Genomic DNA, 12,991 nt, shown 5'->3' with positions numbered 1-12,991 from the left:
GAGGGCTGTGGGACCTCGTCTCGCGGACGGTTGTGCCCTGCAATCAAGCACGCTGACGGCTCTGGGCCCTCCGGCGGATCTTGGTGGAGATCCGAGGCTCCGCAAGCAGGTCAGGGAGCAGGTGGCGCTCCATCGTCTGCGCTCGGAACGCCACGGCGACGGTCAGGTCGTGCGGTCGGCGCTCGAGGACCTCGACCCGGTCCCCCGCCGCGACGGTTCCCGGCTCGACGACGCGGAGGTAGGCCCCGGGCACCCCGCGCGCCACGAAGCGTCGCACCCACTGTGGCTCGTCGAGGAAGCCCTGGAAGACCGAGCACGGGATGCGGACGTCGCACACCTCCAGCACCGCGGTCCCGACCCGCCACCGCTCCCCCAGCCGGCTGTCCTGGACGTCGAGCCCAGTCGTGGTGAGGTTCTCGCCGAACTGTCCGGGGACCAGCTCGCGCCCCAGCTCCTCGGCCCACGCCTGCAGGTCCTCCGCGGCGTAGACGTACACGGCCTGGTCGACGCCGCCGTGGTGCACGGTGTCGGCGATGTCGTCGCCCTCCAGGCCGAGGGGTCCGATCGCGACGGACCCGTCGACGGGACGCTTGTCGATGGCCGAGCGCTTCAACGTCCCCCACGGGACGTCGCGCGTGGGGCCGACGTTCACCGATGCCACGTGAGCCACGGCCCGAACCTAGCGGTCCGCGGTCCCACATCGGTAGATTCCCGCCAGGAGCTCCGGGGAGGACGACATGGCAGGACCGCTCGAGCATTACCCGGTAGACCCCGAGAATGTCGACGAGGCGGGGCAGGAGCTCAATGCCGCGGCCAACCCGCTCTTCGACGTCGCGTACGGCGGCCACCGGCACGAGTCGGGCACGCGAGCACGTCGACGGCGACCTGCTCGCGCTGTTCATGCCGATGCATCGCGACCTGCTTGCTCCTCAAGGGATCGAGCCTGCGGACCGCCTCGGCCTTCGCCGGCGGCATCGTCAGGACCTGGGCGGTCGCGATCACGGTCTTCAACGCCGAGGTCGACGCCCTCAACGAGGAGTATCGGCAGGCCAGGGCCACCGGCTTCGGTGTCGCCGGCCCCGATCTGCGCGTCGGCATGACGTCGCAGGAGCGCGACAGCGCGATCGAGCGCCACGACGACCTCGTCCGAGACGCGGACGGCGCGAAGCTCGCCGAGCTCCGGCGACGTCGCACGGAGCTGCTGGAGGAGCTGCGGGAGACGGGCGACGACCTCGCCGGGCGGCTGGAGCGAGGTCCGCAGGACGAGGACTGGGTCGCCTTCGAGCAGCTGGGAGTCCTGCCGCACGCGTTCCGCGACCACCTCCCAGACCCCGGGCCACGGGCCACGGCCACAGATGCCCGACGAGGACGCCTGGTACGAGACGGCCTTCAAGACGCTGGTCTTCGACTGGGACCAGTTCGGCGAGGGCGGGAGCTTCTGGGGCGGCGCGATCGAGATCGCCGGGATCATCCCGGTGGGCAAGATCCTCAAGGGTGGCAAGCTGATCGACGCCGCAGCCGACGGTGCGTCGGGGTCGAGACGGGTCGACAACGTCCAGGACGCCCGGGCCGCCCCGCGGGCCTACCACACACCGATCGAATGGGACCTCGACTGATGAAGCCCTACTGGGAGCACCCCGTCCTCCGTCAGGCCGTCCTCGACGAGAGCTGGATCGCGACGGTGATCGCGACCCCCGGGTCCTTGACGGTCATGATCGACGCCGCTCTCCCGGAGAACAGTCCTTTGTGGCGCGAGCCGCTGCCCGGCGAGGTCGGGTCGTGGCGCAAGGCGGTCCTTCGGTTCCTGCAGGTCGAGGAGCTGCGATGGATTGATCCAGGGACGCCCCAGGCGGAGAACGACGGATCCCTCACCTACAACACCTTCCATGTCGTGGAGTTCGACGGAAATCGATACCACCTCGACTCGGACGCCGGCGAGATCCACCTCACCGTCGAGGACGTCGCGATCGAGTTCGAACCCGAAGCGAGCGGCTCGTGACGAGGGCGACCCCGACCACCACCGACCCAAGATGAGCGAGCGATGAAGCCGTACACCGAGCTCGAACCGCTGCGGGACGTCGTGCTGGAGGCGAGCTGGATCCGATCCGTGATCGCCTCGCCGGGTCGATTGCTGGTGATGCTGGAGGCCGTGATCGCGAAGGACAGCCCCCGTCTGGAGCAGCCGCGACCGGGCGAGCAGCACTTCTGGCTGCCGGGAGTCCTGCAGTTCGACGGAGTCACGGAGCTCCGGTGGACAGGTCAGCCGGTCTCGCCGAACCAGGACGCCGACGGCTCCACCGACTACGGGAACCTCGACCAGCTGTCCTTCGACGGGGACCACTTCCACCTCGAGTCCGAGGCCGGGGTGATCGACGTCGTCGCGTCCGGCATCACGCTGGATCTCGGCGAACGATGAGCACCGGCACCGACCACGCCGGCCGGGACCGGTCGACGCGGCTGATGCCCGACGGCGTCAGGACTTCGCCGAGGACTCCCCGGTGGACAGGGCCGCGATGAACGCCTCCTGGGGCACCTCGACGCGGCCGACCATCTTCATCCGCTTCTTGCCCTCCTTCTGCTTCTCCAGCAGTTTGCGCTTGCGGCTGATGTCGCCGCCGTAGCACTTGGCGAGGACGTCCTTGCGGATCGCGCGGATGTTCTCGCGGGCGATGATGCGCGCACCGATGGCGGCCTGGATGGGCACCTCGAACTGCTGGCGCGGGATGAGCTCCTTGAGCTTGCCGGCCAGGGCGACGCCGTAGGAGTAGGCGGAGTCGCGGTGGACGATCGCGCTGAAGGCGTCGACCACCTCGCCCTGCAGCATGATGTCGACCTTGACCAGGTCGGCGCTCTGCTCGCCGGACAGCTCGTAGTTCAGTGACGCGTACCCCTTCGTGCGGCTCTTCAGGGCGTCGAAGAAGTCGAACATGATCTCGCCCATGGGCAGGGTGTAGCGGATCTCGACGCGGTCCTCGGAGAGGTAGTCCATGCCGCCGAGCTGGCCGCGGCGCGCCTGGCACAGCTCCATGATCGTGCCGATGTAGTCCGACGGTGCCAGCACCGTGGCCGAGACGACCGGCTCGAAGACCTTCGCGATCTTGCCCGACGTCGGGTACTCGCTCGGGTTGGTGACGACGTGCTCGCTGCCGTCCTCCATCTCGACGCGGTACACGACGTTGGGAGCCGTGCTGATGAGGTCGAGGTTGAACTCGCGCTCGAGCCGCTCGCGCACGATCTCCAGGTGCAGCAGGCCGAGGAAGCCGATGCGGAACCCGAAGCCGAGCGCCCCGGAGGACTCCGGCTCGTAGACCAGGGCGGCGTCGTTGAGCTGCAGCTTCTCCAGGGCGTCACGCAGGGTCGAGAAGTCGTCGCCGTCGATCGGGTACAGGCCGGAGAACACCATCGGGTTGGGGTGGCGGTAGCCGCCGAGCGGCTCGGGCGCCGGCTTCTGGAAGGACGTGACGGTGTCGCCGACGCGGCTCTGCCGCACCTCCTTCACGCCGGTGATGAGGTAGCCGACCTCGCCGACGCCGAGGTGGTCGGCCTTGACCGGCTCGGGACTGATGATCCCGACCTCGAGCATCTCGTGCTGGGCGTTGGTGGACATCATCTTGATCTTGTCGCGGTGGCTCAGCTTGCCGTCGACCACGCGCACGTAGGTGACGACGCCGCGGTAGGTGTCGTAGACGGAGTCGAAGATCAGCGCGCGAGGAGGCCCGTCGGCGTCACCGGTCGGCGGGGGCACCTCGTCGACGATGAGGTCCAGCAGGGCGTCGACGCCCTCGCCGGTCTTGGCCGAGACCCGCAGGACGTCGTCCGGGTCACCGCCGAGGATCCCGGCGAGCTCCTCGGCGTACTTCTCCGGCTGCGCTCCGGGCAGGTCGATCTTGTTCAGCACCGGGATGATGTGGAGGTCGGCCTCCAACGCGAGGTACAGGTTGGCCAGCGTCTGGGCCTCGATGCCCTGCGCGGCGTCGACGAGCAGGATCGCGCCCTCGCACGCCTCGAGCGAACGACTCACCTCGTAGGTGAAGTCGACGTGCCCCGGGGTGTCGATCATGTTGAGGACGTAGTGCGTCCCGGCGTCGTCGCCGGTGGCCTTCGTGTACGGCATGCGCACGGCCTGGCTCTTGATCGTGATGCCACGCTCGCGCTCGATGTCCATCCGGTCGAGGTACTGCGCCCGCGCGGCACGTTCGTCGACGACGCCGGTGATCTGCAGCATGCGGTCGGCCAGCGTCGACTTGCCGTGGTCGATGTGGGCGATGATGCAGAAGTTCCGCAAGACCTGCGGGGGGGTCGAGCCGGGCTGGGGAGCAGAGGTCATGGTGACCCCATCCTCCCATCCGGTGGCGGACCGATCAGGTCCAGGTGTAGGCGAGCACGACGTTCACGACGACGAGTGCCGCCACCACGTGGGCGAGCGGGTTCGGCGCGCCTCGCTTGCGCGTGCTGTGCGCCAGCCCGAGCGCGACGAGGGTGACGACGAGCTTGACGCCGGCGCGGGCGTTGTTCGGGTCGTTCACCGCGTCGCTGGCCGACGCGATGCCCACGAGGGCGATCCCGAGCACGAACGCCACCGTGAGGCCGTGTGCCATCCACAGGTTGATGGCGGGTCCGCGAACGTCCTTGAGGTAACCGAGCAGGACGACCACCCAGGCGGCGATGTGCAACCACGTCAGGATCTCGTAGAGCGTCTCCATGACGCGGAGTCTACGACGACTCGTCGTAGGTCGCGGACGGGGTCGGAGAGCGGGCGGCGATTTGGGACCACCGGCACGGCGCTGCTATCGTTGGCGGTCGCGTGCTCACGCATGCCCACACTCTCCTACCGGCTCCGGTCGGGACCATCCAGCAGCACAGATCAGAGAAACAGGATTCCCGTGGCGAACATCAAGTCGCAGATCAAGCGCAACCGTCAGAACGAGGCCGCCCGCGAGCGCAACAAGTCGGTCCGTTCGGCCCTGCGCACCTCGGTGCGTCGCTTCAACGAGGCCGTCGACGCCGGCGAGACCGATCGCGCCAAGGAGCTGGCTGGCGAGGCCACCAAGCGTCTGGACAAGGCTGCCTCCAAGGGCGTCATCCACAAGAACCAGGCGGCCAACCGCAAGTCCTCGATCGCCAAGAAGGCCGCTGCCCTCTGATCGTGGCCTGACGCCGCTGCACGACCTCTCGAACGCCTCCCGCTGGTGCGGGGGGCGTTCGTCGTTCCCGGCTGAGTGGCGGTCAGTGACCCCGTGCGGCAGCGACCTGCAGCACCATGCGCTCGACCGCGAAGGCGGGGTCGGAGGCACCGCCCTTGACGTCGAGGTCGGCGCGGGCGACCGCGTCCAGCGCGCGAGCGAGGTTCTGCGGGGTCCAGGCGTTCAGCTGACGCCGCATGACCGACAGCTTGAAGGGCGGCACGCCGACGTGGCGCGCGAGGTCTCCCTGGGCGAGGCCGGGTGGCGCGTCGGCCAGGCGCGCGAGCGAGCGCAGGCCGCTGGCGACCGCGCTGGTGACCAGGACCGGAGCGACCTTGGCGGTCTCGGCCCAACGGGTCTGCTCCAGCGCGAGCGCGAGGCGGCCGTCGATCGCGGCGTCGGCGATCTCGTAGCCGCGCACGTCGGCTCGGCCCCCGAAGTAGCGGCGCACCACCTCCACGGTGATGGTCTCACCCTCCTCGACGCTGGCGACCAGCTGGCTGGAGGCGCCGGCGAGGGCCCGCAGGTCCTGACCCACCGCCGCGACCAGGAGCGTGGCCGCCTGCTCGTCGATGCGCGCACCGTGGTCGCGCAGCTCGGTGGCGACCCAGCGGGCGAAGTCGCGTTCGTACTTGGGCGCCTCGTGCTTGACCTCGTGCACCGAGGGCAGCGCTCGCAGGGCGTCCAGGAGCCGCTTGCCCTTCTGGCCGCCGGCGTGGACCAGGATGAGCGCGGTGTCCGGGGAGGGGTCGCGGGCGTAGGCGAGCAGCTCGTCCTGCGCGGCGTCCGGGAGGTCCTGCAGCTCGGTGAGGACGACGGCACTGGAGGTGCTGAACAGCGACGGGCTGGTGAGCCCGGCGAGCTCACCGGCGCCCAGGCCGCCGGCGGTGGCGGTGGCGACGTCGCACTCGATGTCCTCGGCGGCGATCGCGGCGACGGCTCGCGTGCGGGTGCGCTCGGCGAGGAACTCCGCATTGCCGGTGATGAGCAGGATCTTGCCGAACGCCGTCGCCATGACCGTCACGATATCGCCGCCCGAGGACAGTTCCGTCGGCCGTGGCGGGTCATTCGTAGGTCATGTCGGTCGCGCAGAGGGAGTAGAAGTCCTCGCCGTCCCGCCGCATCGCCTCCGGCACGCTCAACCACCCGAGGTCGTCACCGAACCAGTACTCCCCCGGATGATCGACCGACCCCTCGGTCACCGGCTCCAGAGACGTCTGCTGACTACCGCTCACCGTCACGGTGACCGTCTCGAACTCGCGGACGTCGAGCGCCTCAGGCCACCGCTCGGAAACCTCCAGACCCTCCGGAGGATCCTCCTGCAGCTCCATGGCCGAGAAGGGGCCGAGGTCTCCCCCCTGGCTCAGAGCCCTCCAGACGCAGTTCGGCCAACCGGCGAGGATCGTCGGTCGACACCAAGATCGAGACGTACCGCAGCCCCTCACATCGCTCGCCCGGCCAGATCGACAGGTCGTCACCGTCGACGCGCAGGCCGGCGATGATCGGAGCGTCGATCTCCCGCTGCTCCAGCTCCGGGTTGTTCACCGACCAGACCAGGAATCCGATCAGACCGGTCACCATCGAAGCCACCACACCCGACACCCATCGTGCCCACGGCTTCACCGACGGGCGCGCGGCCACCACCAGCAGCGTCACGACAACGGCCATCACCACGAGGAACGACACCAGCAAGACGATCATCGTCGGCTCCCCGATGCCGGGTCGATCGCCGACGCGGAGGAAGCGGTCTGCTCGTGGGCCAGGGCCAGCGTCATCCCCACGTCACTCGTACGTGATGTCGGTCCGGCAGAGCGAGTAGAAGTCCTCACCGTCGCGGCGGGCCGCCTCGCCCAGGTCCATCCACCCCAGGTCGTCACCGAACCAGAACTCTCCTGGATGCTCCACGGAACCCTCGACCACCTCGTCCATCGAGGCGACGGCGCCGCCGCCCGGAGCAAGCACACTGATCGCATCGAAGTCCGCCAGGTCGATCTGGTCTCGCCAGCGCTCCACCACCTCGAAGGATCCAGGCGGGTCCTCCTGCAGGTCGCGCACCCGCAGCGGCCCCTCCACCGTGGTGGGTTCGTCCGACTCGAGACGAAGATCGACTCTGCGGGAAGGCTCACGGACGGAGACGGTGACCTTGAGGGATTCGACATCCTCACAGCGTGCACCGACCCACACCACCAGATCGTCAGCGTCGACCCGCACCCCCATCAGCACCGGCGCATCGGGCTCCAGCGGCTGCCCTCGCGGATTCAACACCGCCGCCACCGCGAGCACCACCAGCGCCGCCACCAACAGAGCACCCGTGGCCATGAGCCGGCGGGCGAAGGATCCGGAAGCGGCCCGCGAGCTGCCGACCGCGAGGAGCACCCCTACCACCACCACGACCAGGAGCGGCACCAACCCGACGATCATCGGTGGCCTGTGTGCGTGGACGTCTCGACGAGGCTCATTCGTAGGTCATGCCGGTCGCGCAGAGGGAGTAGAAGTCCTCGCCGTCCTGCTGCATGGCCTCCTGCACGCTCATCCACCCCAGGTCGTCACCGAACCAGTACTCCCCCGGATGGTCGACCGACCCCTCGATCACCGGCTCGAGAGACGTCTGGTGACTACCACTGACCGTCACGACGACAGTCTCGAACTGCGCAAGGTCGATCCCCTCCGACCACCGCTCGGACACCTTCAGACCCTCCGGCGGATCGTCCTGCAGCTCCGAGACCGAGAACGGACCGAGGTCACCACCGGGCTCCGGTCCCTCCAACCTCAGCACCTCGAGACGTCGAGGCTCGCGCACGCTCACCCGGACCGATGCGGTACGCACGTTTCGACACTGCTCGCCCGGCCAGACCGACAGCTCGTCACCGTCGACGCGGAGACCGGCGATGATCGGAGCGTCGATCTCCCGCTGCTCCAGCTCCGGGTTGTTCACCGACCAGACCAGGAATCCGATCAGACCGGTCACCATCGCGGCCACGACACCCGACACCCATCGCACCCACGGCCGCACCGACGGGCGCGCGGCCACCACCAGCAGCGTCAGGACAACAGCCACCACCACGAGGAACGACACCAGCAAGACGATCATTCAGTAGCCCCCATCGGCCAGTCCGGCCTCTTCCTCGGTCCGGTTGCTCCCGGTCAGCTGCTCACCGATGTACCGCCGCAGGAACCCTCCGTGACCGTGCTCGGCCCACTGCCGCGAGTGGCGCTCCTCGTGGTGGAGGAGCCGATCGAGGTCGAGCCGGTCTCGCTCCTGCGGGCCAGGGCCACCTGGACCTCGATCAGAGTCGTTGATCGGCCGAACGCCACTCTCGACGATGTCGCGCAGGACTTCCCCCGCATCGTCGGGATCGTCGATGTTGACCATGAACGTGTCGCCCCAGGCCGTGCCGCCCTTCTGGCTGAACAGACCCTGGAGCCAGTTGCCACCGAGGCCCATCATGATGCCGTTCGGCGTGGTGACCAGGCGACCGCCGTTGCGGTGGACGAACCCCACGTCCTGCGAGTAGCTCCAGTCGTTGGCCTCCTGGCGGTCGATGATCCGTTGGACCTCGGCCGAGGAGTAGGGGGTCTCGGCGAAGTCGTTCTCGGTGTCGCTGTACCTGTCGGCGTCGCCGTAGTCGGTGCCGGCGTTGAAGATGTAGGTCATCAGCACGGAGCGCCGGGCGGCGTCGCCGTCGATGTCGTCGGGCAGCAGGAAGAACGACTTGTCGTCGCGGTCGACGAACTCCTCGAGCCCGTCGAGCACGTCGAAGTCGTCGGGCCCGATGTCGTGGTCGCGGACGATGTCTCGGATGGTGTTGATGGAGACGCCACGCCGGCCGGCGTTGACGAGCCACTGGAAGTAGAGGCTGTCCTCGTCGACGGGACCGTCGAGCAGCCCCTCCGTGACCAGGGTGTCCATGGTCTCGCGGGCCCGCGCCACGGCGAGGATGTCCTCGTCGACCTCGATGCCGGCGAAGAGGCCCAGGGCCGACGGTGGGATCTCACCGGACTCGAGCATGGAGCTCAGCGACGCCGAGTCGGGTCCGCGCTCCAGCATCGCCGCGACGTCGTCGCCCACGGCGCGCAGGTCGTCCTCGGCGCGCTCGTAGGAGGGCCGGAGCTGCCGTTCCACAGCGGAGCGGATCTCCTGGTAGGACTCGGTGTTCCCTTGCGTGGTGAGGCGTTCCTCCACCCGGGCGTCGAAGGTGCGGTTCAGCGTCGCGACGGCGCCGTCGAAGACCTCGATCGCGTCGGCCCAGCGGCGGAGCCCCACGGCAGCGAACACCGAGGCCCCGCCGAGCTCACGTGCCCCCTCGATCGTGGGATCGGTGCCGGAGGTGAGCAGGCCGGTGAGGAAGCCCTCGACCTCCATGCGCGCCACGAGAGCCCGCCAGCTGAGGGCACCCGCGATCGAGGCGTACTCGCCCGACGCCTGCTCCAGCGCCGTCGCGTGTTGACGCTGATCGCCGGCCCCGACACCGTGGAGGCCGCGGAAGTCAGGGAACGCCTCCGTCCCGGCCATCTCTCCCCCTTCATCGGACGCGCCAACGGTAGCGCAGGCCCCGGGACCGGTCCATCGTCCGCTCGCCGAGCGGTGAGGCATCGACGCGCAGGCCGACGGACGCCACCGCACGAGTCGAGCCCACGGTCCTGTGGTCACCTGGTGGCCACAGACAGCCGGCCGTCCCTGACCACCAGCACGACGTGGCCGTCCCGATCCGTGCGCCACCAGCGGGCACCCACGTCCTCCAGCAGCTCCAACGCTCCGGCGGCGGGATGCCCGTAGTCGTTGTCGGCGCCGACACTGATCGTCGCGATGCGTGGCGAGACGGCCTCGAAGAACCGTTCGGACTGTCGCCCGCTTCCGTGGTGCGGCATCTTCAGCACGTCTGCCGTGACGTCGGCGCCTGTGCGTAGGAGAGCCTCCTGTCCGTCGGGTTCCAGGTCTCCGGTCAGGAGCATGCTCATGGCGTGTGCCGACGCCATCATGGTGACGCTCGCGTCGTTGGCTGCGGCACCCTCCGGCTCCGCGGACTCGACTCGCTCACCTGGTGGTGGCCACAGCACCTCCAGGCGCCAGGGACCGACCTCGAGCACGTCGCCGGTCGCCACCGTGCGCTCGACGTAGCCGGGCGGTGCCTCGCCCGACGTGCCGACGAGGACCGGTGGGGACCCCCGACCACGCACCGCGCCGTCGAACCCGTCGACGTGGTCGGCGTGGTCATGGGTCAGGACCACCCCGTGCAGGTGGCGCACCCCCAGGCTCCGCAGGCACCGGTCGACAGCCGCGCTGTCGGGGCCGACGTCGACGACGAGGGCGGAGTCGTCGCCGGTCCTCAGCACCATCGCGTCGCCCTGCCCGACGTCGCAGGCCGCTGCGACCCACCCGTCCGGTGGCCAGCCCGGACTGGGCGGACGCCAGAGCGCGATCCCCAGGCCGACGGCGAGGCCGATGACCACCACCGGACGGTGGGCCCATCGCCAGAACGCCCAGGCCACGACCGGCACCACGGGAAGGAGCAACCACCACTGCGCGTCCCACGCGACCGCAGCACCGTCGAGACCGGACGCCCAGCGTGCGACGCGCACGATCCAGCCGGCGCACAGACCGGCCACGGTGCCCAGGAGCCGGCCGCCGAACGGCCACACGAGCGTCGTGAGCCCGGCGAAGAGTCCCGCGACGGTCGCGGGCGCCACCACCGGTCCCGCCGCGAGGTTCGCGGCGACCGCCACGATCGAGACCTCCCCGGAGAAGGCCGCGATCGTGGGCGTCACGGCCAGCTGTGCGGAGAGCGGCACGGCGATCGAGAGCGCTGCCCATCGAGGCATCCACGCCGAGAGGCGCGCGGTGAGGGGTGGCGCCGCCACGAGGATGCCCGCGGTCGCGCACACCGAGAGCGTGAAGCCGACGGCCGTCGAGAGCCACGGATCGATGAACAGCAGCACGACGACGGCCACGGACAGCGCCCGGAGCCCGCCACGGCCGCCGTAGCCGAGAGCAGCGAGACCGACCACGCCCATGGCTGCGGCCCGCAGGACGCTCGGCTCGGGTCGCGCGAGGAGCACGAAGCCGACGACGCCGAGCAGGCCGACCGCCAGCAGGACTCGCGGCGAGGCGCGAGCGGCCTTGGCGAGCGCGAGCACCACGGCCAGCACGATCGTCAGGTTGGTCCCGGAGACCGCGAGCAGGTGCGTCAGGCCGGTACGGCGGAAGTCCTCCTCGACCTGCTCGGGAAGCGCAGCGTCGTCGCCGGCGACCAGGGCCGGCACGAGCGCGGCCTCCTCCGGGCTGCGGTGCGAGACGGCGTCGCGGATCGCCTGTCGGAGACGTTCGGAGCCCTCCCACCAGGTGGCCGCGTCGACGACCTCACCGCGCTCGATGACGTTCAGGACGGCCGACTCCCGCGGGTCCTCGCTGGGGGTCAGGCGAGCGGTGACGACGAGTCGACGGCCGATGACCAGACCGTCGGCGGGCCCGTCGAGGAAGGCGGTCACGCGGTCACCCATCGAGATGGTGCGTCCGTGCGCCGTGACCCGGTCGACTCGAAGTCCCGCCACGGAGGACGTGGCACCGAAGCGGGAGAACTCGCGCGCGTCGAGCACCACCTGCGTCTCGGCCACCACGATCGCCCGCTTCTGCGCCAGGTCGGCGAGCGGGGAGGACTCCACCTGCGCCACGCGCCAGGCGCACGAGGCGGCGACGGCACCGACGCAGAGCGCGAGGAGGACCACGTGACGCACCATCAAGCGGCGTGACCATCGGACGCCGGCGAGCACGCCCGCCAGCACGATGGCCGTGACCGCCACGCCCACGGCGACGACGCTCGGTGACCTCACCAGCAGGGCGGCGACCAGCCAGCAGAGCCCGGCTGGGGCGACGAGCCGGAGGTCGGTCCTCACACGCTCACGAGGTCGCGCAACGTGGCGAGGGTCTTCTCCCCGATGCCCGAGACCTGGAGGAGGTCGTCGACCGAGGCGAAGCGACCGTTCTCCTCGCGCCACGTGAGGATGGACTGCGCCGTGACCGGTCCCACGCCCGGCAGGGACTGGAGCTCCTCGAGGGACGCCGCGTTCAGGTTGACGAGGGACCCGCCACCGCCGGACCCCGGGCCGCCGGGTGACGTGCCGGTGGCCGACGGTGCCGGTTCGACGCCGACGAGCACCTGCTCCCCGTCGCTGAGCTCGCGGGCCAGGTTGAGCGACGTGGTGTCGACTGTTCCGTCGAGACCACCGGCCGCCTCGATCGCCTCGTGCACGCGTGCCCCGGCGGGCAGCACCACGATCCCCGGTCGCTTCACCTTGCCCGCAACGTCGACGATCACCTCGTCGGTGGTCTCCGCCACCTGACTGCCGTCCTGCTCCTCCTGCGTGCCCGATGCGGCCGGGGCGGTGAGGTCGACGTGCTCCTCGGCGAGCTCGGGCCGCTCGGCCAGGACCCACCAGGTGAGCAGGACGCCGGCAGCGACGGCGGCCGCTGCGACCAGCCGCAGGTGGGCGGCCAGCAGGATCGGGCGCGGTCGCTGTGGATCGGCCCGGTGGCTCCGCCGCCCGGGCGCGGTCATGGCCGGCTCGCCGGGGCTGCGGAGCCGGTCTGTCGGGAAGGGGATCGAGGGTCGACCGCTCGCCTCGTCGGCGTCGAGCACGTCGGTCCCGGTGTCGGCTCCTGCGCCGGCCCCGGTGCGCGTCCCGGCGTGCTCGGCGACGGGCGGGTCGGCCTGGGCGCGGAACGACGCGTCGAGCTGCGCGAGTCGACGTCGCGCGATCTCCGCACGGGTCTCCCCCGCGTCGTCCTGCCACCCTCGGTTCACCCAGGCGAC

At 70.2% G+C, this 12,991-nt stretch carries 16 protein-coding genes; 4 read left to right on the top strand and 12 right to left on the bottom strand.

Annotated features, from left to right (window positions below; translation table 11 throughout):
- Nucleotides 1-43: 43 nt before the first annotated feature.
- Both ABD213_RS07320 and ABD213_RS07315 read right to left on the bottom strand, forming a co-directional pair.
- Nucleotides 44-670 carry an MOSC domain-containing protein gene (locus ABD213_RS07320; protein ID WP_344326422.1) on the bottom strand — a complete coding sequence of 209 codons (627 nt, stop codon included), beginning with the start codon at nucleotides 668-670 and terminating at the stop codon, nucleotides 44-46.
- A gap of 228 nt (nucleotides 671-898) precedes the next feature.
- The gene (locus tag ABD213_RS07315; RefSeq protein WP_344326420.1) at nucleotides 899-1,135 is read right to left on the bottom strand and encodes a hypothetical protein; all 237 of its coding nucleotides are present in this window, start codon (nucleotides 1,133-1,135) and stop codon (nucleotides 899-901) included.
- 220 nt (nucleotides 1,136-1,355) lie between these two features.
- Here ABD213_RS07315 and ABD213_RS07310 point away from each other — a divergent pair, with 220 nt between their 5' ends.
- From ABD213_RS07310 to ABD213_RS07300, 3 genes are read left to right on the top strand one after another with little or no spacing between them, the layout of a single operon-like run.
- On the top strand, nucleotides 1,356-1,616 hold the full coding sequence (locus ABD213_RS07310; protein WP_344326418.1) for a hypothetical protein: 261 nt from the start codon (nucleotides 1,356-1,358) through the stop codon (nucleotides 1,614-1,616).
- A complete protein-coding gene (locus ABD213_RS07305) occupies nucleotides 1,616-1,999 on the top strand; it encodes a hypothetical protein (protein WP_344326416.1) in 384 nt (127 codons plus the stop codon). The genes ABD213_RS07310 and ABD213_RS07305 overlap by 1 nt, the downstream gene beginning before the upstream one ends.
- Before the next feature lie 42 nt (nucleotides 2,000-2,041).
- A complete protein-coding gene (locus ABD213_RS07300) occupies nucleotides 2,042-2,416 on the top strand; it encodes a hypothetical protein (protein ID WP_344326414.1) in 375 nt (124 codons plus the stop codon).
- Nucleotides 2,417-2,473: 57 nt separating this feature from the next.
- Here the strand turns inward: ABD213_RS07300 and lepA are convergent, their stop codons facing one another.
- Nucleotides 2,474-4,327 carry a translation elongation factor 4 gene (lepA, locus tag ABD213_RS07295; protein ID WP_344326412.1) on the bottom strand — a complete coding sequence of 618 codons (1,854 nt, stop codon included), beginning with the start codon at nucleotides 4,325-4,327 and terminating at the stop codon, nucleotides 2,474-2,476.
- A 34-nt stretch (nucleotides 4,328-4,361) separates the two neighbouring features.
- Nucleotides 4,362-4,703: a hypothetical protein gene (locus tag ABD213_RS07290; protein ID WP_344326410.1), complete on the bottom strand. Its 342-nt coding sequence runs from the start codon at nucleotides 4,701-4,703 to the stop codon at nucleotides 4,362-4,364.
- A gap of 180 nt (nucleotides 4,704-4,883) precedes the next feature.
- Between ABD213_RS07290 and rpsT the strand changes: the two genes are divergently transcribed.
- Nucleotides 4,884-5,144: a 30S ribosomal protein S20 gene (rpsT, locus tag ABD213_RS07285; RefSeq protein WP_344326408.1), complete on the top strand. Its 261-nt coding sequence runs from the start codon at nucleotides 4,884-4,886 to the stop codon at nucleotides 5,142-5,144.
- Between the two features lie 82 nt (nucleotides 5,145-5,226).
- Here rpsT and holA read toward each other — a convergent pair whose 3' ends face one another.
- The 8 genes from holA to ABD213_RS07245 all read right to left on the bottom strand — a co-directional run bounded on the left by holA (nucleotide 5,227) and on the right by ABD213_RS07245 (nucleotide 12,982).
- Nucleotides 5,227-6,198 (bottom strand): DNA polymerase III subunit delta, encoded by a 972-nt coding sequence (holA, locus tag ABD213_RS07280; protein WP_344326406.1) that lies wholly within the window; start codon nucleotides 6,196-6,198, stop codon nucleotides 5,227-5,229.
- Nucleotides 6,199-6,247: 49 nt separating this feature from the next.
- The gene (locus ABD213_RS07275; RefSeq protein ID WP_344326404.1) at nucleotides 6,248-6,514 is read right to left on the bottom strand and encodes a hypothetical protein; all 267 of its coding nucleotides are present in this window, start codon (nucleotides 6,512-6,514) and stop codon (nucleotides 6,248-6,250) included.
- Nucleotides 6,459-6,884 (bottom strand): hypothetical protein, encoded by a 426-nt coding sequence (locus ABD213_RS07270; RefSeq protein ID WP_344326402.1) that lies wholly within the window; start codon nucleotides 6,882-6,884, stop codon nucleotides 6,459-6,461. The genes ABD213_RS07275 and ABD213_RS07270 overlap by 56 nt, the downstream gene beginning before the upstream one ends.
- A gap of 81 nt (nucleotides 6,885-6,965) precedes the next feature.
- Nucleotides 6,966-7,604 (bottom strand): hypothetical protein, encoded by a 639-nt coding sequence (locus ABD213_RS07265; RefSeq protein WP_344326400.1) that lies wholly within the window; start codon nucleotides 7,602-7,604, stop codon nucleotides 6,966-6,968.
- A 34-nt stretch (nucleotides 7,605-7,638) separates the two neighbouring features.
- Complete coding sequence (locus ABD213_RS07260; RefSeq protein ID WP_344326397.1) at nucleotides 7,639-8,274, bottom strand: hypothetical protein; 636 nt, start codon at nucleotides 8,272-8,274, stop codon at nucleotides 7,639-7,641.
- Complete coding sequence (locus tag ABD213_RS07255) at nucleotides 8,275-9,696, bottom strand: hypothetical protein (protein ID WP_344326395.1); 1,422 nt, start codon at nucleotides 9,694-9,696, stop codon at nucleotides 8,275-8,277.
- 134 nt (nucleotides 9,697-9,830) lie between these two features.
- Entirely contained in the window at nucleotides 9,831-12,074 is a 2,244-nt protein-coding gene (locus tag ABD213_RS07250) for a ComEC/Rec2 family competence protein (RefSeq protein WP_344326393.1), read from the bottom strand.
- Nucleotides 12,071-12,982 carry a helix-hairpin-helix domain-containing protein gene (locus ABD213_RS07245; RefSeq protein ID WP_344326391.1) on the bottom strand — a complete coding sequence of 304 codons (912 nt, stop codon included), beginning with the start codon at nucleotides 12,980-12,982 and terminating at the stop codon, nucleotides 12,071-12,073. The genes ABD213_RS07250 and ABD213_RS07245 overlap by 4 nt, the downstream gene beginning before the upstream one ends.
- Nucleotides 12,983-12,991 lie beyond the last annotated feature (9 nt).

The sequence above is a fragment of the Aeromicrobium halocynthiae genome (assembly GCF_039531385.1).
GTDB lineage: Bacteria > Actinomycetota > Actinomycetes > Propionibacteriales > Nocardioidaceae > Aeromicrobium > Aeromicrobium halocynthiae.
This window is presented reverse-complemented; position numbering and strand designations above follow the sequence as displayed.